Source organism: Corallococcus sp. 4LFB, from assembly GCF_046520365.1.
GTDB classification, from domain to species: domain Bacteria; phylum Myxococcota; class Myxococcia; order Myxococcales; family Myxococcaceae; genus Corallococcus; species Corallococcus caeni.
This window is the reverse complement of sequence record NZ_JBKGHJ010000122.1, coordinates 1-18,328: the sequence shown is the minus strand read 5'-3', so window position 1 is coordinate 18,328 and position 18,328 is coordinate 1. Positions and strand designations below refer to the sequence as shown.

General features: G+C 66.5%; 18 protein-coding genes. 7 read left to right on the top strand and 11 right to left on the bottom strand.

Annotated features, from left to right (window positions below; translation table 11 throughout):
• The first annotated feature begins 383 nt into the window (after window positions 1-383).
• The 4 genes from ACLEQD_RS15670 to ACLEQD_RS15655 all read left to right on the top strand — a co-directional run bounded on the left by ACLEQD_RS15670 (window position 384) and on the right by ACLEQD_RS15655 (window position 5,067).
• Window positions 384-1,802 (top strand): DUF4397 domain-containing protein, encoded by a 1,419-nt coding sequence (locus ACLEQD_RS15670; RefSeq protein WP_410384852.1) that lies wholly within the window; start codon window positions 384-386, stop codon window positions 1,800-1,802.
• Window positions 1,799-1,942, top strand: a complete 144-nt coding sequence (locus tag ACLEQD_RS15665) for a hypothetical protein (RefSeq protein WP_410384850.1) — start codon at window positions 1,799-1,801, stop codon at window positions 1,940-1,942. Before ACLEQD_RS15670 ends, ACLEQD_RS15665 begins: the two co-directional genes overlap by 4 nt.
• A 434-nt stretch (window positions 1,943-2,376) precedes the next feature.
• Window positions 2,377-4,152, top strand: coding sequence for a nucleotide kinase domain-containing protein (locus ACLEQD_RS15660; protein ID WP_410384848.1), 1,776 nt, complete (start codon window positions 2,377-2,379; stop codon window positions 4,150-4,152).
• Window positions 4,153-4,167: 15 nt separating this feature from the next.
• Window positions 4,168-5,067, top strand: coding sequence for a nucleoside triphosphate pyrophosphohydrolase family protein (locus ACLEQD_RS15655; protein ID WP_410384847.1), 900 nt, complete (start codon window positions 4,168-4,170; stop codon window positions 5,065-5,067).
• Here ACLEQD_RS15655 and ACLEQD_RS15650 read toward each other — a convergent pair.
• From ACLEQD_RS15650 to ACLEQD_RS15625, 6 genes are all read right to left on the bottom strand, one after another.
• Complete coding sequence (locus tag ACLEQD_RS15650) at window positions 5,021-6,373, bottom strand: phosphotransferase (RefSeq protein ID WP_410384845.1); 1,353 nt, start codon at window positions 6,371-6,373, stop codon at window positions 5,021-5,023. The genes ACLEQD_RS15655 and ACLEQD_RS15650 overlap by 47 nt on opposite strands.
• Window positions 6,374-6,388: 15 nt before the next feature.
• Complete coding sequence (locus ACLEQD_RS15645) at window positions 6,389-6,934, bottom strand: uracil-DNA glycosylase (RefSeq protein ID WP_410384843.1); 546 nt, start codon at window positions 6,932-6,934, stop codon at window positions 6,389-6,391.
• A gap of 914 nt (window positions 6,935-7,848) precedes the next feature.
• Entirely contained in the window at window positions 7,849-8,529 is a 681-nt protein-coding gene (locus tag ACLEQD_RS15640) for an autotransporter outer membrane beta-barrel domain-containing protein (RefSeq protein ID WP_410384841.1), read from the bottom strand.
• Window positions 8,530-8,687: 158 nt separating this feature from the next.
• A complete protein-coding gene (locus tag ACLEQD_RS15635; protein ID WP_410384856.1) occupies window positions 8,688-9,644 on the bottom strand; it encodes a M1 family aminopeptidase in 957 nt (318 codons plus the stop codon).
• Between the two features lie 1,628 nt (window positions 9,645-11,272).
• A complete protein-coding gene (locus ACLEQD_RS15630) occupies window positions 11,273-12,268 on the bottom strand; it encodes an ABC transporter permease (RefSeq protein WP_410384839.1) in 996 nt (331 codons plus the stop codon).
• Window positions 12,265-13,197, bottom strand: a complete 933-nt coding sequence (locus tag ACLEQD_RS15625; RefSeq protein ID WP_410384837.1) for an ABC transporter ATP-binding protein — start codon at window positions 13,195-13,197, stop codon at window positions 12,265-12,267. Before ACLEQD_RS15625 ends, ACLEQD_RS15630 begins: the two co-directional genes overlap by 4 nt.
• 257 nt (window positions 13,198-13,454) lie before the next feature.
• Between ACLEQD_RS15625 and ACLEQD_RS15620 the strand changes: the two genes are divergently transcribed.
• The 3 genes from ACLEQD_RS15620 to ACLEQD_RS15610 are packed head-to-tail and all read left to right on the top strand — an operon-like array spanning window position 13,455 to window position 14,847.
• Window positions 13,455-13,853, top strand: coding sequence for a DUF2380 domain-containing protein (locus tag ACLEQD_RS15620; RefSeq protein WP_410384854.1), 399 nt, complete (start codon window positions 13,455-13,457; stop codon window positions 13,851-13,853).
• The gene (locus ACLEQD_RS15615) at window positions 13,805-14,122 is read left to right on the top strand and encodes a DUF2380 domain-containing protein (protein ID WP_410384835.1); all 318 of its coding nucleotides are present in this window, start codon (window positions 13,805-13,807) and stop codon (window positions 14,120-14,122) included. Before ACLEQD_RS15620 ends, ACLEQD_RS15615 begins: the two co-directional genes overlap by 49 nt.
• 5 nt (window positions 14,123-14,127) lie before the next feature.
• Window positions 14,128-14,847, top strand: coding sequence for a double-CXXCG motif protein (locus ACLEQD_RS15610; protein WP_338278335.1), 720 nt, complete (start codon window positions 14,128-14,130; stop codon window positions 14,845-14,847).
• A gap of 4 nt (window positions 14,848-14,851) precedes the next feature.
• Here ACLEQD_RS15610 and ACLEQD_RS15605 read toward each other — a convergent pair whose 3' ends face one another.
• The 5 genes from ACLEQD_RS15605 to ACLEQD_RS15585 form a co-directional block, all read right to left on the bottom strand.
• Entirely contained in the window at window positions 14,852-16,435 is a 1,584-nt protein-coding gene (locus tag ACLEQD_RS15605) for a response regulator (RefSeq protein ID WP_410384833.1), read from the bottom strand.
• Between the two features lie 198 nt (window positions 16,436-16,633).
• A complete protein-coding gene (locus ACLEQD_RS15600; RefSeq protein ID WP_171419214.1) occupies window positions 16,634-17,002 on the bottom strand; it encodes a VOC family protein in 369 nt (122 codons plus the stop codon).
• Between the two features lie 31 nt (window positions 17,003-17,033).
• The gene (locus tag ACLEQD_RS15595) at window positions 17,034-17,321 is read right to left on the bottom strand and encodes a helix-turn-helix domain-containing protein (protein WP_410384831.1); all 288 of its coding nucleotides are present in this window, start codon (window positions 17,319-17,321) and stop codon (window positions 17,034-17,036) included.
• Window positions 17,303-17,809 (bottom strand): DUF6597 domain-containing transcriptional factor, encoded by a 507-nt coding sequence (locus ACLEQD_RS15590; protein WP_410384829.1) that lies wholly within the window; start codon window positions 17,807-17,809, stop codon window positions 17,303-17,305. Before ACLEQD_RS15590 ends, ACLEQD_RS15595 begins: the two co-directional genes overlap by 19 nt.
• On the bottom strand, window positions 17,809-18,328 hold a 520-nt coding region (locus tag ACLEQD_RS15585; RefSeq protein WP_410384827.1), incomplete at its 5' end, for a sensor histidine kinase. The genes ACLEQD_RS15585 and ACLEQD_RS15590, both read right to left, overlap by 1 nt.

Genomic DNA, 18,328 nt, shown 5'->3' with positions numbered 1-18,328 from the left:
TTCGCGGCGGCCGGCGCGGGGGGGCGGCTTCGACGGCGCGGGCGCGGGCGTCTGCGCCGCGAGCAGGGACACGATGAGCGGAAGGGACGCGAGGGTCATGGTGCCGCCGACCCTACCAGCGCCATCGCCCTTCCCGGCACCCACGCACGCCGTTCCCCCCACCCACGCGATGACGTGTTTTGAACAGGGAATGGCCCCGGGACGGTGATGCGGTGCGGCGGCCGGGCAGGCGGGGCGGTGTCGCGCTCCGTTCCCGGGCGATCGCACCCGCCGTCTTCGCGACAGGCCCCGCGGCGTGATGCCAGGGGCTTGCGACGTGCGCCGGTGCACACCGTCGGAGGCGGACAGTGGCCCTTGCGTGGGGGTTCGCCGGCGTGGAGGTGATGCCCACCCTTACCCCTGTCGACATCGGCGCCGAGCCGCGTCCGCGGCCCGCCGAGGAGGGGGGACTTCGACATGGCCTGGATGCGGGGGAAGACACTGCGGGTCGTCGCGCTCACGGCGCTGGGGGTGTTCGCGCCCGCGTGCGGAGGCGGCTCGGCGGAGGACTCCGGCACGCCTCCCACGCAGGACGGCCCGGTGCTCGTGCCGCCCACCCAGGCGCAGCTGCGCATCGTGCAGGCCGCGCCGGGCACGCCCGCGATGGACGTCTACCTCGCCGGCAACCCCACGCCCGTGGCGCGGGCCGTGGCCTATGGCGCCACCACGCCTACCTCACGCGCGAAGCGGGCGCCGTCACCGTGGAGCTGCGGCCCACGGGCGCGGCGGCGGACTCGCGGCCCGTCGTGTCCCAGCCGGTGGGCATGGAGGCCGGGACGCGCTGGACGGTGGTGGCCGCGGGCGCCCTCTCCGCTTCCGACTCCGACGCGGCGCTGCGCACGCTGCTCTTGCGCGACAACACCGTGCCCGCGGACGGCGGCCAGACGCGCGTGCGCATCGTCAACGCCGGCACGGACGCGCCCACGGTGGACGTGGACCTGGGCAATGACGGCTCGGTGGAGGTGGCGTCCCTCGCGCGCTTCAAGGACTCCGGCGAGGAGCCGTGGGTGCTGCCTTCGGGCGCCGCGTTCCAGGTGGGCCTGCGCACCGGTGGCCGGGCGCTGACGTCCTTCACCGTGCCCGCGGCCGGCTCCGGCACGGACACGCTCATCGTCGCCACCGGCCTCATGTCCGCCCCCGCGCGCGCGGGCGACGGCTTCTCCCTGCTCACCGCGGGCCGCGACGGGACGCTGGCCATCCTGCGGCAGAACCCGACGGTGTACGTGCTGCACGCGTCACCGGACGCGCCCGCGCTGGACCTCTTCGCCAGCGACCGCGAGCTGTCCGGCGGCCTCGCGTACGGCGCGCTGTCCTCGCCGCTCCAGGTGCCGCCGGGCACGTACACGCTGGACTTCTTCGCCGCCGCGCCCGGCACGGAGCGGCCCCCGAGCGCGCCGGTGGTGACGGCGACGACGCCCACGCTCGTTCCGGGCGAGCGCTACCTGATGGTCGCCGCGGGCTACCTCGCGCCGCCCCGGCCGTCGGCGTCCCCGTTCACGCTGCTGCCCCTCACGGACCGCTTCGCGAGCGACCCCTCCAACTGCGCCTGCGCTGGGTGCACGCCGCGGCGGACACGCCCGCGGTGGACGTGGGGCCGCTGGGCTCGGAGCGCCGCGTGCTGCCGGACGCGCCCTTCCTCGACGTGCCCTTCGCCACCGCCACCGCGCAGGACGGCCTGCCGCTGCCTTCCGGTGGCACCGTCACGCTGGGCGTGGTGCCGTCCAACGACGCCAACCGCGCGCCGCGCACGAGCTTCTCCGTGACGCCCCAGCCGGACACGCGCGTCTTCGCCGTCGCCACCGACACGCCCGGCGCCGCGCTCGGCAGCTGGGACCTCCAGCTGCTGTGGGTGGACACCACGCGCACGCCGTGGACCGTGAGCACGCAGGCGGACGTGCCCTGACGTCAGAAGGCCCACCAGATGAGGCTCACACCCTATGAGTGCTGACCCCACAGAGTGTAAATGGTCATGGACTACGCGAGTTTACACGAGCGAGCTGTTGGGCCATGCAGTCTAACAAGAGCTAAGGAATAAGTAGGTGGCCTGACTTCAGCCAGTTTACACCCCTACATTCTGGTGCAGAGCACGTCGACGCTGCCCCCTTGACGAAAACCCACAAAGCTCTGGATCAGTTTCGTGCAGAAAATGCCGTGTCGGGCAGAGAGCGGCACTTTCAGATGCAACATGTAGCTGGCTGTTAAGCCGGCAATTTCATTGACGTGAGCAGCCGAGAACCCACTGTTACTACCTGCCTCGGTCCGCGCCCCCGCCCGTGGCAATAGTAACCAGCACTGTGGGCATCACCCTGTAGCCCCCCGTTGCAACTAGCAAAATCTATGCGCCCAGTACAGATAGGAAAGAGCAGCAAGGGCCATCCGGCAAGGCTGTACGTTTTCGAGGGTGTCGACCGCATCAAGCGGGCAGCGGTAGCCGAGGCATTTGCTCAAGCACTCACGCAGCGAGGTATCAACTGCATCTATCTATCTTGCCAGAAAGGCCCGGCGCCTATTCTTAATGATGCCCCCCTTACTGTCAAAGGTAGAAAATCCCGCCAGTCGGCAGTCAGCGCTGAACCAATTATCGAGCAGTTAGTTGATGCCTTTTCACGGATAAAGTGTGCGGTGAAGGATGCAGCCCCAGCCCTCGCATCGAGCACATGCGTAGTGACGGATAGTTTCTGGTGGTCGACGGTCGTGGATGGCCAGGCACGAGGAGTGCCCACCCGCCTGCTCAACCGACTCAGTGAACTTGAGCGTACGTTCTGGGACGAGCAGGCCTCACCGCATGCCATCTTCGTGCTGTCTGCGGCGGAACCGAAGCAAGGGGGAGTCGCCCGACTGGGTCAGGGAGGAGTGAATCGCGGCTACAAATCGCTCGCAGAGGACAATGGGACCATCTACTCCGTCCGCCACTTGGATGACGGTTACTCTCCCGAGGAGCTAGCCGCGAAGGCCCTCTTGCTCGCACCGGAAGCCCTATTGAGGGTTGCCCCCTCTGAGATGCCTCTCGTCCTGAAACAGCCCGAGCAGCACTCGGTCGAGCAGCTAGGCTTCACCTTCACGCCTAAGCTTGCCCCCAAGAGTGCGCCTCGCTCACTGACACAGTGTCTGCCCCAGGCCCTGCGGCCGACACCAGTGTTTGAAACATATTGGCGTTTTGCAGCCGAGCGTCAGGAGGTTTTCTTCGGACGACTCGAAGGCACTCCGCCTCCGTGGACCGACGATCCCATCCTCTTGGAGTACCGTTTCACCAACGCCTACCGAGCGGCAGACCGTGTTAGCCAGTACCTCATTCGGAACGTCACCTACCGAGGCGAGCAAACTGCCGAGAACATTTTCTTCCGGACGCTCTTGTTCAAGTTCTTCAACAAGATCGAAACTTGGAAACTGCTTGAGGCTGAAGTAGGAGAAGTCTCCTTAGCGAATTACGACTTCGATCGTTACGAGCGAGTGCTCTCAGGGGCCATGGAGCGAGGGGAACGCATCTACTCCGCCGCCTATGTCATGCCGGCAGCCTCTGGTTTCGATCACCATCGCAAACATGGCACTCATTTGCGCTTGCTTGAGCACCTGATGAAGGAGCGCGTTCCGCTGCGCATGCAGGAAGCCAGAAACTTGCGGACAGCCTTCGAGATTCTTCGCTCGTACCCGATGATGGGTGACTTCCTCGCATACCAGTATGTGACGGACCTTAACTACAGCGCGGCCTACGATTTCGAGGAAGACTTCATTGTTCCCGGCCCAGGAGCACGCGATGGAATCCGCAAGTGCTTCGGAGACTTGGGGGGAATTACAGAGTCACAGGTCATCGAACATGTCACACGCATTCAGGATGATGCCTTCGAAGCGCTAGGCTTGCGCTTCCGTTCCCTGTGGGGCCGTAAGCTACACCTGATCGACTGCCAGAACCTCTTCTGCGAAGTCGATAAGTACTCCCGTGTAGCCCACCCAGAGGTGCAGGGAATCAGCGGCCGGACGCGCATCAAGCAGCATTACCGTCATGACCCACGCCAGATAGACTACTGGTTTCCCCCCAAATGGGGTCTTAACGAGCGCATTGAGAAAGAGTCGAGTCCTGGGAGTTCGAAGCAACGGACTCAAGCTTTGGGCTAGATTGGGAGACAGCCGATGGATCTGAGGGAGTACCAACGACGGGCCCAAGAAACAGACCGGAACCCTTCTAACACCGAGGAAGGTCTGATCGTCCCCTTGCTGGGTCTCGCCGGTGAAGTGGGTACACTGCTGTCGGACTACAAGAAGAAGCTGCGGGACCGCGACACGTACCGCCTCTTCAAAGAGAACGTTGCCGAGGAGTTGGGAGATATCCTCTGGTACGTCGCCAACGTCGCAACGAAGTTTGGTCTGGAGATTGACGAGATTGCACGGCTCAATCTCAAGAAGACCCGGGAGCGATTCCTGCGCGAGGACATCTCCGAATGCACGAATCCCTACTTGCTCTTCGATGAAGGCGCTCCTCCTGAGGAACAATTCCCACGTCAGTTCTCCGTGGAGTTCACCCAACAGATGCAGGGCAAGACGGCTGCGGTCTTTCTGAAGTGGAATGGACATATCATTGGCAACCGTCTAACCGACAATGCCTACGCCGATGATGGCTACCGCTTCCACGACGTATTCCACCTCTCCTACGCGGCTATACTCGGCTGGTCGCCTGTTATGCGCAAGCTAATGGGTCGCAAGCGTCGGAGTCAGCCAAAGGTAGATGAAGTTGAAGATGGGGGACGCTCCACAGTCATCGAGGAAGGCATTTCTGCATATGTCTTCTCCTACGCGGCGGACCATGACTTTTTACAAAACAGCCAAACCCTTGACTATGAACTGCTTCGTACCATCAAAAAACTAACTGCCAACCTTGAGATAAGGGAGCGCTCAACCGCTCAATGGGAGCAGGCTATACTAACGGGCTACCACGTCTGGCACGAGATGCGTTCGCATGAGGGCGGGACCGTGCATGTCGACATGATTAAGCGGACGTTGACCTTTTCTCCGACAACAAATACTCATCGCTAATATACCTTGCAAGTTCCAAGACTGTTAGCCGAGCCGCTACTTGGTTTGCGTACTGATCCACATAGCGAAGAAGCCCCATGGATACGAGAAACAGCGGAATGACGTACTCTTCCATCCAGTCCACCCTGCCTCCGTGTGCATTAACAAAGGCGGTCCTGAGGGCCTGAATCAAATCATGTCGCGGCTTAAATCGTTTCCTCAGGTTCTCCGGCAGTGCGACGTTCTGAGCATTCAACTGTGCAAACTGCCGCGCGTCCGCAAATGAAACGTCGGCAGGAAAGTAAATAAATCGCAGATTACACTCCAACAGAACGAAGTCCTTGGCAATATGGGCATTATCATCGGCCCATCCAAAATCAATCAGAAATGGACGTTCGGGCGTAGCATAGAGGATGTTTCCCGGGTGCAAATCGCCATGGACTGCGCCCAGGCGCAATGAAATATTGTTCCGAGCCATCAACTCGTTAAGCACCCAAAATGGGTTGAGCCAGCTGACACCAAAGTCTGATGTCTCTCGCTGAGTTCCCCAGAGTTCCATCCAGGAGCCACCCCAACTCTCTCCGAATTTTCTTAGGTATGGGGCATACTCTTTTTGGAATGAAGTCGACACAGAACGAGCCGTTCCATCTCGCTTATGGAGAGGATCTAGAATCTGAAAGGCGCTCTTCACCACATTCAGAGCCATTTCTAATTGGTCCTTGGTTGGCTCGGTTCCTTTTTTGATTGCTAGAAGCTGACGCAGGTCCGGAGCATCTAGAAAACTGAGAGCCGACTCGTGGCGTTGAACCAAGTCCGTCAACGCAAAAGGAGACCAAAGCACCTGATATTCTGTCTTTGACAGAACGTCAGAAATATGCAGGGGCACCGCATATTGGCTCTTATGGTAAGAAATATATGGCAGCAGTCGTTCGGCACGGTGAAGCTCATCCCGAAGCTCGGAGAGCGTTCCGAACGACTCGGGGGGCCTCTTCCGCAACTTGATAACCATTGGCTGAGATGGGAAGAGATTGCTGTTTCTCCGATGCCGGAAGTATCCCAGGAGGATGCTACTTCCCGAAAATCCCTGTTCAGCACCGATCCGGCTCAGAGGCAACAAACTAAGTTCATAATCCTGAGACAAATTTTTGTCATGTCCGTAGGCATTCAGTGCTGGCCAGATATCCTCGCGCCGGTTCGAGGCCTGATCAAGCTCTGACCCGCCTGTGTCTTTCTCTTCAAGTAGTTGCAGTGCAGAGTCCTGGATAGCTTTTCGACGTGACTGCTCAAGAAGGTCGTAAGAGACTTCCACTTCAATCTGCTTGGACATAGCGCCCTTATCGGTTCAAAACGTCATGAACTTCTGGATACCCTCTCGGAACTTATACTGCCCAGCATGGCTCGGATGGCGTACGTAGCTGGCCGGGACTCCCAACTGAGCAAGTGCCCTCTCCGCATGCCTTCCCACCGCAATAACAACAGACGGGGAGAAGTGATTTAGGAGTTCCGCCAAGAGCGGGAGGCATTGTTTGGCGGCTGCCCGACTAAAAGGCACATTGGACATCGGATCGCTCGGCTTATGCGGATGCAGGGGAGCAACGTTCCATAGTAGCGGGGGCTGATGAGAGTACGTTGGTAGTAACTTCCAGGCTTCCGACGCAGTGGCCTCTCGCGCCGCTTCCGTACACGTCGCTTTTTTCAAAGGAACGGTCTTGTAAAGCTTCTCAAAGGACGGGAGGCGCAGTTCATCGGTCAAAGGGAGCCCCGTACGCCGTCCGCCGAGATAGCCGAAGTCCTGGCCGATCCAAGCGGCTTTGATTGGGAACTGTTGGAGCGACTGAAGATAGCCTCTCAGATTCGCTTCGCGTACCTGGGGCGCCTGGTGCGTCATGCTTAGGACATAAGTCACGGTACGGATTGAAATGGTGCGACACCTGCACCTTACTCACGCGCACCACGAAGTCGTTGATGTCGAATGCCACGCATCCCCCTAGCTATTGGCACAAGCCCACTACATCATTTCGCGCTGGTCCGCGTCCCTCCTGTCCCCAATGTGTCGACGTCGACCCTGACACAGAAAGGGGAGGCTCGATTCGTCCCGGCGCCAGTAGAGTCTATCATGCCGCCAGTCTTGGTGTAGATGCCTCGAATCCCTACGCTCGAACGGAGCTTACTGCGGATACTCCTCGCGGTAGGGGAGAACACAGTCAGTTGGGCCATTAGGATGGCGTCGTCGAGGCCCATCTTGTCCATGCGCTTATATTTTTTGTCACACCAAAAGGCGAGACTGAGCTTGTTGCTTAGTTCGGCGCTGTACCGCACCGGATTGTTGAGACACCAGGTTGGTCGTAATCAGGCCGCCTGCTTCGACTGCATCAGTTCCCGCCGGGCCTGACTCGGAGAGAGGAAATGGTGACGCTCCATCGTCTGTGTGCCCATCGCGGCGTTGATCCTTCTCGTCATGTATTGTCGAGGAGCGCCAGCCTACCCCGCCAACATCGGATGGGCTCTCCCCCAGATGGGGGATATGGAGCTGGAGAAGCTTTGCCGGGGCGGCCCGGCTCACAGCTCAAGCGGTCGCTATTAGCGGCCCTTCTCGGCTCCCTTGCACCAGCTATTTCTCGTAGCCCACAGTCCCCCAACTATGCCTCACTCCCGGCCCCCCTTTCTTTGGTGCGGGCATGGAGGTCCGCGTGGCGCAAAGCACCTTGCCAGTGACTGTGCCAGATCCCACTGAGGTCCCCGTCCGGCACCGGCTTGAGCCCTGGCATGTCCATTGTGAAGGACGGCGGACGCGCCCTGACGTCAGAAGGCCCAGCCCACGTTGAGCAGGATGCGCTGGGAGAGGAACCACGCTGACTGGTGGGTGCGCTCCACGCGCGTCTCGTCCACGGGGCCCAGGCGCACGGAGTCATAGGCGAGCGCTTCGCGGCGGGCCCCGAACCCCACGCCGCCCTGCACCGTGAAGCCGGGCTCCAGCACCACGCTGTACCCCAGGACCGCCGACCCACCCACGGACCAGGTGTCCGCGTGGCTGTCATTGCTCAACGGGTCGGCCTGGAGGTCTCCCACCAGCGTGTGGGAGCTGCGCCCCACGCCCACCTCCAGGCGCGGTGACAGCCACAGCCCCTGGGGTGCCCGGCCCGTCAGGTAGAAGCGCACCGAGGGCGCCAGGCCGAACTGATAGGACGTGCGGTTGAAGCCCTCCAACCCGCTGGGCTCCGCCTCCTCGAACCGCGAGCGGTCGTGATTGAAGGACGCGAACACGCCCAGCCCCACGGAGAAGCGCTCGCCCATCACGCGCTCGCCCTCCAGCGACAGCTGGTTCAGGTTCTGGATGGGGACGGACACCGTCACCACGTTGCGCCGCTCCACCGGGAACGACCCCGTGGTGACGCCTTCCTCCGCGAACGCCACCGCCGACAGCAGCACCAGCGACACACCCAGCTTCCACTGCATCGAGACCATCTGATGAACCCCCGTCATGAAGCCGGACCCCCAAGGTCCGCCATGCCGGGGAAGGCCCATCGCAATCGATGTGCCAGCCTGCTCCCAGAGGAAGCCGCGCGCCGGTGAGGCCGGACACCGTGACAACGTGTCTCCGGTGCTCGGAGGCACGCGTGTCAGCGTGTCATGTCATCGCGTCACGGCGGCGTGAGCGCGGCCTGGGCCTGGTCGCGGCGCAGCTGGAGCACGCGCACGTCCGGGTCCACCACCAGCCGCTCCGGCGCGAACCCCGAGCGCAGCGTCACCCGCGCGGCTCCGCCCGCGTCGGGCTCCACGCGCGTCACGGCCCTGGCGGCCCCCTGGGGCGCGGCGGCCTCCGCGGCCTTCGTCACCGCCACCTCCACCGGCATGCGGCCCGCGCCCACGTTCGTCACCGTCGCCGTCGTCACCCACTGGCCGCCCTCCTTCGACACGCGCGCGTCGGTGACGCGGTACTCGGGCACCACGACCTCGAAGAAGGCCTGCCGGGTGAAGCGGTCGAAGGCTTCGGGAGACGGCGCGAAGGGGCGCATCACCGCGAGGAAGTCCTGCAGCACCGGATGGTCGGCGTTGTTCATGTATTGCTTCAGGAAGGCCTGGAGCCCCGCGTGCATCGCGTCGCGGCCCATCACGTCCTCCAGCATCCAGAACGTCCAGCCGCCCTTCTCGTAGAGGACCACCGTGTCGCCGTCGCGCGAGCCGTCCAGCTTCACCAGCGGCTGCTCCGCGTCCACGCGCCGGTCCTTGCCGTAGCGCTCCTCCATCCGCTTCGCGGTCTGCCTGCGCGCCTCCTGCCCGTCGAGCTGTTCGATGAGCTTGAGCGCCGAGTAGTGCGACAGGCCCTCCGACAGCACGTTGCCGCCGGGCCCCTTGCCGGGGATGAGCAGGTTGCCCCACCACTGGTGCGCGGCCTCGTGCGCGGTGACGAGCAGCACCGCGTTCGACTCCGGCGTGGGGAGCGTGAGGAACCCGATGGACTCCGAGAACGTGATGTCCGTGGGGAAACCCTGCGCGTAGTTGTCCAGGCCGGCGAACTCCGACAGCTTCAGCTCCGCCCACGGGAACGGGTGGAACCACTCCGAGTAGTACCGGCGCGCGGCCTCCAGCCCCCGCATCATCTCCGGCACGTTGTAGCCATGCGCCGGGTCGTGGAACACCACCGTGCCCGCGCCCTCCACGCGGCTCCACTTCCCCGCGATGACGTTGAAGAAGCTCACCGGGTGGTCGCTCCGCCACACCGTGGTGCGCCGGCCGTCCTTCACCGTGTCGCTCTCCCGCACGCCCACGGAGTTGAGCGTGTAGGCCTCCGGGCCGCTCACGCGGATGCGGAAGGGGAACGGCAGGTTGCTGCCCCACGCGGACTCCGTGGGCCCTTCGTAGAAGTCGTCCGCGTACACGCGCGGCTCGTATTTGTTCTCCCTCGGGTCGATGCCGCGCTCCTCCTCGTAGCCCACCACCGGCGCGAACGTGGGCGTCTCACTGGTGAGCACCACGCCCGACGGGAGGATGAACTCCTTGAGCGCGCCGCCCGCGCGCGACACGCCCGCGGGCACGTGGCCCGCGTACTGGAAGCCCACCGTCACCTTCGCCCCGGGCGCCAGCGGCGGGGACGGCGTGAACACATACAGCCCCGCGCGGTCCTCCGGCGTCACGTCCCTGCCATCCAGCGTCCAGCGCACGTCCGTCCAGCCGTCGCCGCCGCTCAAGGCGAAGCGAGGGAGCGCCACGCCGTGACGGTTCATCAGCGTGTACGTGCCCTTCATGCGGAAGGCGCTCGCCTCCGGCTCCAGGTCCACGTCCAGGTCCACGTCCGCCAGCATGGGCCGCGGCGCGTCCTTCCACGTCGCCAGGTTCTTCTGCCAGTACTCCTTCCCGCGCTTCTTCGCCGCCGCGCCCTGGTGGCCCTGTCCCACGAGGATGCCCAGCCACACCAGCGCCACCGCCGGCACCGCGAGGTACGGCGCCAGCCGCCACAGCCCGCGCGCGAGGCCCGCGGGCTTCAGTCCCTCCAGCGTCGTCACCGAGTCGCGGACGCGGCGGCGGTCCAGGCGCACCGCCAGCGCGGTGAAGAAGACGGCCCCGCCCAGCGCGGCCACGCGGTTGAGCACCAGCGCGGCGCGGTCCACCTGGAACGCGCCCAGGTCCGTCCACCGCACCGCGTCCCACAGCGGCCAGTTCGTCACCCAGGTGAGGTCGTTCCGCACGGCGAGGTAGCCGGTGAGCCCCAGCGCGGCCAGGGCCAGCGCGTACGTGCCGAAGCGGCCTCCCGTCACCGAGCGCGCGGCCAGGATGAAGCCCGTCCACAAGAGGAAGGTGGGGAACAGCAACAGCCCCCACACGAGCACGTACGGCGTCAGCGACAGCGGCACCCTGCCCTGCGACACCTGCACCAGCGTGCCCGCGAGCGCCATGGCCGTCAGCAGCGCCACCGCCACCAGGCTGTTCGCCAGCGCCTTGCCCAGCAGCACCGACAGCGTGCGCACCGGCGTCGCGTCGTGGATGGGCGCGAAGTTCGAGGCCTGCTCGCGCTCCAGCGACTCCACCACGTAGAACATCAACAACAGACACACGAGCACCGACGCCTGCGCCATCGTGCGCACCGCGAAGCGCCCGGGCACCAGCAGGAGGCTCGTGTCGAAGGGGCCCACCGCCGTGGCGCCCTGGGACACCATCTGCAACATCAGGAGCGGCAGGAACAGGTAGAGCCCCGGCTGCGACAGCAGGCCCCGCCCTTCCGCGCGCGTCACCGTCCACAGCCCCGTCCAGAAGCCCGGCGGCCGCACGCCCATGCGCAGCGCGGACAGCGGCGCCTCCGCGTGCGACAGCGCGACCTGCTTCGGCGGCGCGTCGAGGACTCCCCCCGCGCGCGGGGCCTTCGTGCGCACCTCGCCCTGGAGCGCGCGCGGAAGTGGCGCTCGCTCCAGGCCACCGCGCCCAGGCCCAGGGCCATGAGCACGAAGCGGCTGGTGACGAAGAGGGCGTCCAGCCCCACGGGCCGCGTGTTGTAGAAGTCCACGCCCCGGTCCACCTTGATCCACTCTTCCGTGAGCCACCGGAAGCCGCCGGGGTCCAGCGCCATCAGGAACCGGTTCACGCGCGGGTCCAACCAGCCGGGGGACCAGTCCCAGAGGAAGAAGACGCAGAGGAAGAACAGGCCCACCGGCAGGAAGTACACCGGCACCGCGCGGCGCGTGCGCTCGCCCGTGGCGAAGGCCGCGCCCGCCATGAAGACGATGAGCGGCAGGCCGAACCACACCGCGGCGCTCACGTAGTTCCCTAGCGCGAAGGGCCCTCGGAACTCCGCGTCCGCGCCCGCCGGCACGACGTGGTGGAAGAAGACGAGCAGCCCCATCATCCACGCGAGCGCCAGCACGTACGCGCCCAGCACGCCCGCGAACTTGCCCCACACGTACTCCGCGGACGTCAGCGGCGTGGTGTGCAGGAGGGGCTGCACGCGGGCCTCGTCGTCGGAGATGACGGACATGCCCGCGCCCACCGACACGAAGAACATGAACAGCATGAAGGTGAGCAGCAGCACCGTCTGCGCGACGGCGAACGCGCTGGTCACCCACGCCTTCTTGCCGCCCACCTCCGTGCTGCCCGCGTCGATGGTGACGTTGCCGGAGGACACGCCCCACACCACGGCCACCAGCAGCACGAGCAGCACCCAGAACAGCGGGCGCCTCACCTGGTGGCGCCACTCGGTGCGCGCCACGCGCCAGAGCCGGGACGCGTTCACGCGCCCACCGCCGGGGCGGATGCCGGAGCCGTGGGAGCCGTGGGAGCCGTGGGCTCGGGCGCGTCCTTCATCAGGAGGAGGTAGGCGTCCTCCAGCGTGGGCGGCGTGCGCTCGAAGCCGGGGGGCACGGGCGTGCCCGGGGCCGCGTGGATGCGCACGCGGTTGCGGCCCTCGAAGAGCACGGCCTGGGTGACGCGGTGCGCTTGCTGGAAGGCGGCCATGTCGGCCGGGGGGACGGTGCCCTCGAAGAGGGTGTCGTGGAGCGCGGACTTCGCCTCCGTGGGGCTGGTGATGGCCACCACGCGGCCGTGGCGGATGACGGCGAAGCGCGGGCAGAGCATGGCCACGTCCTCCACGATGTGCGTGGACAGGAGCACCGTGCGCTCGTGGGCCACCTCCGCGAGCAGCCGGTAGAAGCGCTGGCGCTCCTCGGGGTCCAGGCCCGCGGTGGGCTCGTCCACGATGAGGAGCTTCGGGTCTCCGGCCAGGGCCTGCGCGATGCCCAGCCGCTGCCGCATGCCGCCGGAGTACTCCTTCACCTTGCGCTTCGCGGCGAAGGTGAGGTTCACGCGCTCCAGCAACTGCGCGCACAGGGCCTTCAGCCCCTGCGGCGCGGTGACGCCCTTGAGCTCCAGCAGGTAGCGGAGCATGTCCTGGCCGGAGAGGTACGGGTAGAAGCCGAACTCCTGCGGCAGATAGCCCAGGTGCGGGCGCAGCGCCTCCGGGTGGCGCACGAGGTCCAGGCCGTCGAGCGTCACCTCGCCGGAGGTGGGCTCCAGGAGGCCGGAGAGGATCTTCATCAGGGTGGACTTGCCCGCGCCGTTGGGCCCGAGCAGGCCGAACATCCCCTTGGGGACGTCCAGGTCCACGCCACGAAGGGCCGTCACCGGCCCCGGATACACCTTCACCAGGTTGCGCAGGCTGAGCATGTGGCCCGTTCTACGCCGAAGTGGGGGGCGCCATTTCCGGCTTCGCGCGCGAAGGGCACGCGGCGCGTCGCGGCAGCGCCACACCGAACCTGTCCGACAGTCGGACCGGCCTGGAGAAGCCCGCCCGGGGGTGGATCCGCGACCGCTGGACGGGCCACGTGGAGCAGCCCGCGACGGGGCTCCAGCCCCGGGCATAAGCTCCTGCCCACACAAAGAGCAGAGAACCCGTGCACCACTGGTGGTTGTTGCTGGCCGTGATGTTCATGGGGTGCGCATCCACTCCGGCTCTCCATGCGGACTCCTCGCTGCTGGAGGAGTCGTGGCCCGAGGATGCGCAGGACTGTGAGGACGCACGCGAAGGTCCATGCTTCGCTTCACTTTGTGAAGGCGGGACTTGTGGGCTCTACCGGTGTGATGACCTTCCGCCGGGTCGCATCGTCCGCACCTACAGCGGTGCTCCTGTCTTCATCGCTCCAGGTAGCACCGCGCAACGGCACTGGGGCAGCGCCCAGTGCCTGCCGGGCGACTCGCTGCCCGTCCCGGTGTTCCGCTGGCACCGACGCGAGCCGCTTCCCAGTGAGCGGAAGCGCCAACGGGCCATGGAAGAGTGGGCGTCTCGTCCCAAGGAGCGGCACCACATCTTTCCCCAGGCCTGAAGCCCTACTTCCAGTCCAAGGGCATCAACGTTCATGAGTACGTCATCGCGATCGACGCCGAGCTGCACAAGCGCATCCACCGTGACGCGAATGGCGCTCCCTGGAACGAGGAGTGGCGTCAGTTCAGGCGCACGACCCGTGGAACCGCCAGCAAGCCCGCCCACTTCGAGCATGCTTCGCTGTTGATCCAGAAGTACGGGCTCTTTGGCCTCACGATGACCTATTGGCAGGATGTCGAGCTCGGCCCCTTCCCCGTGCCTGAGAACTGAGCCGCATGCGCTTCTACGAGGTCGACATCGTTCGTCCCGACCTGCCACGGCGATGGACGGGGCACGTCGTGGCGGAGCGCGCCTGGACCCTGCCCGGGGTGGAGTGCCCGACCTGCGGAGAGACCTGGAGCGGTCAACAGACGCTGCCCACGGTCGATGTGACCGACCTGCCGCAACAAGGCCTGCTGCGTGAGCCCCGTGTCGTTCCCTACGCGGAGTTCACGGCGCTGACCGCCGGACTTGCTTCGCGGCTGCCTCGAGGGCTCGTTCCCGAACCCGGCATGCAGTTGGGCCCGCTTCGTGGCTCGGCCCGGGGCACCTTCGGTCCACTCACCACGCAGGACGGATGGGACCTGCTGGTCAGGGGAGACGCGCTCACACGGCTCCAGCAGGGAGGATTGAAGGGCCTGGTCCCGGTCCGCATGGAGCTTGAAGGGCTGGGGCCAGAAGCACTTCCTCTGTATGAGCTGGAGTTGCCCATCGCGGGACGCCTGGATCCGGCGGATGTGCTGGAAGGGCCCCGGTGCCAGACCTGCGGATGGCGGGAGGTACGGATCTCTCCCGAGCACGCGCTGGAAGTGGACTCGCTTCCAGATGACCTCGATGTCTTCCTTCCCGCGAACGCGACCACGTACCTCATGGTCACGGAGCGTTTCGTCCAGGCAGCCCAGCGGCTTGGCCCCAGCGACCTCATGTTCCGCGAAGTGCCGCTGGCTCGGCGCTGAGGCCCTACGCGCTCCTCGCCTGGAGCCGGCGGGGCGCGCGCTTCACGGGGCCCAGCTGCGCGAGCACGCGGCCGATCTCCACCAGCTCCACCGGCTTGACCAGGTGCAGGTCGAAGCCCGCCTTCTCGCTGCGGCTCCGGTCCTCCGGCGCGCCGTAGCCTGTCAGCGCGATGAGGTGCGCGTCCGAGGCCACGCGTCCCCGCAGCTCCTGCGCCACCTGATAGCCGTCCAGGCCCGGCAGGCCGATGTCCAGGATGATGACGTCGTAGGTGCCGGGGGTCGCCATGGCGAGCGCCTCCGGGCCGTCCTCGGCGACCGCGACGGTGTGGCCCCACAGCTGGAGCATCTCGCTCAGGCCCTCGCGCGCGTCGGGGTTGTCGTCCACCAGGAGGATGCGCCATTCGCCCCGGCGGGACTCGATGCGCTCCACGGTGGCCTCGGGCCGCGCGGCGTCCGTGAGCAGCGGCAGCGTGACGGTGAACAGGCTGCCCTGGCCCGGGCCCTCGCTGAAGACGTCCACCTGGCCGCCGTGCTCCTCCACCAGGTTGCGCACCAGCGTCAGGCCAATGCCCAGCCCGCCCCGGCTGCGCGCGAGCCCCGCGTCCAGCTGCGCGAAGAGCTCGAAGATGCGCTCCTGGTCCTCCCGCCGCAGGCCGATGCCCGTGTCCTGCACGGACACGCGCACGCGGGAGTCCTCGGACAGGTGGGCGCCCACGGTGATGATGCCGCTCTCGGGGGAGTACTTGGAGGCGTTGTCGAGCAGGTTGGTGAAGACCTGCTCCAGGCGCGTCCGGTCGCCGTCCACCCAGCAGGGTTCGGCGCAGAGGGCTTCGCGCAGGATGAGCCCGCGCTCCTCCATCACGGGCCGGGCGGCGGCCAGCGAGTGCTGCAGCACGGTGTTGAGGTCCAGCCGGCTGCGGCGCAGGGCGTACTTGCCCCGGGTGATGCGGCTGACGTCGAGCAGGTCGTCCACGAGGTGGCGCAGGTGGCTCACCTGCCGCTCGATGATGTCGCGGCGGCGCGCGTCCGCTTCGGACAGGCCGTTCGAGTCCTTCTGCCCGAGCATCTGCACCGCGACGGAGATGGCGGCCAGGGGGTTGCGCAGCTCGTGGGCGAGCATGGCGAGGAATTCGTTCTTCTTGCGGTCGGCCTCTTCCAGGCGGGCGGCGTTCGCCAGGGCTTCGCGCTCCACGCGCCGCAGGCGCAGGACGCTGTTGACGGTGGCGATGAGCTCTTCCGGGTCGAACGGCTGGGTGAGGTAGACGTCCGCGCCCGCGCGCAGGCCCGCGACCTTCTTCTCCGCGGTGATGAAGGTGGCGGAGGTGTGGATGATGGCGACCTCGCAGGTGCGCGGATCCTCCTTCAGGAGCCGGCACACGTCGTAGCCGCTCATGTCGGGGAGCTTCACGTCGAGCACGACGACGTCGGGAGGCGAGTCGAGGGCGAGCTGCAGCGCCTCTCCGCCGGTGACCGCCTCCAGGACGCGGTAGCCCGCCTGGCGCAGCGAGTAGGTGCCCAGGTAGAGGCTCGCGGGCGTGTCGTTGACGTGGAGGACGGTGGCGTTGGCGGTAACGAGCACAGGCGACATTCCCAGGGAGGAGCCGGACCCGGTTTCTACCGTGCGGCAGGAACGCACGCGAACCGGGATCCCCCCCACGCTCCGCACGATTGCTCACCGCACGTCCCGTGTGAACGGGGAGTGTTGGGCCCGTGACAGCTTGCCCGGCGTCCAGGCAGGCAGGCAGCCGAGCCCGACTCCCCGCCCGGGCTCCTGGTCTTCAGCGCTTCAGGAAGGCTCGGTCCACACGGCCAGCTCGTTGCCGGTGGGGTCGGTGAAGTGGAAGCGCTTGCCTCCGGGGAAGGAGAACGTGTCCTTCACGATGCGCCCTCCGGCCTCGCGCACCTTCGCCAGCGTCGCGTCCAGGTCCTTCGAATAGAGCACCAGCAACGCGCCCCCCTTCGACACCTCGCGCTCCTTGTCGAAGCCTCCGTTCAGCCTCCCGTCCATGAAGCTCGTGTAGTCCGGGCCGTAGTCCTCGAACCTCCAGCCGAACACGGCCCCGTAGAAGCGCTTCGCCTCCGCGATGTCCTTCACGGGAAGCTCGATGTAGTCGATGCGGTGGTGCTGCTCGGCCTGCTGCGGTGCGGTGGACATGGCTGCCTCCTCAAGTGGGAACACCCCCACCTTACGCACCCGCCTCCTCCGGGGATTGGACGAATCCGACCTCCGCCTGCTCGCGCACGTACGCCCCCGGCGTCAGCCCCGTCAGCGCCCGGAACTCCCGCACCTGGTGCGCCTGGTCGTAGTACCCCGCCGCCAGCGCCCACTCCGCCCCCTGCAGCCCCCGCGACAGCTCCACCGCGTGCTGCAACCTCGCGATGCGGCACAGCACCTTCGGCGACAACCCCACCGCCGCGTGGAACCGCCGCTCCACCTGCCGCGCCCCCACCCCCATCACCTCCTCCAGCCGCACCGCACCGGCACCTGCCCCCTCGCTCCCAGGATGAGGTCCACCGCGTGCCGCACCCCCGCGTCTCCCTCCCGCCCGGGCAGCCGGTCCAGCAACAGCCGCTCCAGCAGGGCGAAGCGCGCCGCCGTCCCCGCCACCTCGCCCAGCCGCTCGCGCCACTCGCGCCACTCGCGCGGCCAGAGGTCCTCCAGCGCCACCGTCGCGTCCGTCAATTCCAGGAGCGGCAGCCGCAGGAAGGGCTGCGCGCCCCCGGGCCGGAAGCGCACCGCGACGAAGGCCGCACGCGCGGACAACGGCACCACCTCCGCCGCCCGCATCGCCCCCACCACGCGCAGCCCCACGCCGTCCGTCAGGTCCACCAGGATGTCCAGACACCCGTCCGGCAACACCCGGTGCACGCCCACCGGCACCGCGCCCGACAGCTCCAGCGCCCAGTAGCACTGGACGTACGGCGCCAGGGCGGCGCACGGCCTGACCTCCACGTAGCGCATCAGGCCGCGTCCGCGACGGCCGCGCGGGGCAGCCATACCGTGAAGCACGTGCCCTTCCCCGGCCCGTCACTCTTCGCGCCGATGCGGCCACCGTGGCGCTCCACGATTTCGCGGCAGATGGCCAGACCCAAGCCCAGCCCTCCGGCGTAGTGCTCCGTCGCGTTGCGCGCGCGGAAGAAGGGCGTGAAGAGCTGCGGCACGCTCTCCGCCGGAATCCCGATGCCCCGGTCCTCCACGTCCAGCCGCACCTGCCCGTCCTCCTCGCGCACCCGCACCACCACCGGCGTCCCCTGCGGGGAATAGCGCAGGGCGTTCTCCACCAGGTTCGTGAGCAGTTGATCCAACCGCTGCTCGTCCCACCCGCCCACCAGCGGCCCGGCCGGAACCTCCAAGGACACCAAGCCCTGTCGCTCCGGCCGCGTGACCTGGATGCGCTCCACCACCTCGCGCACCAGCGCCACCAGGTCCATGGGGGCCACCGTCAGCGCGAAGCGTCCGGACTGCAGCCGCGACACGTCC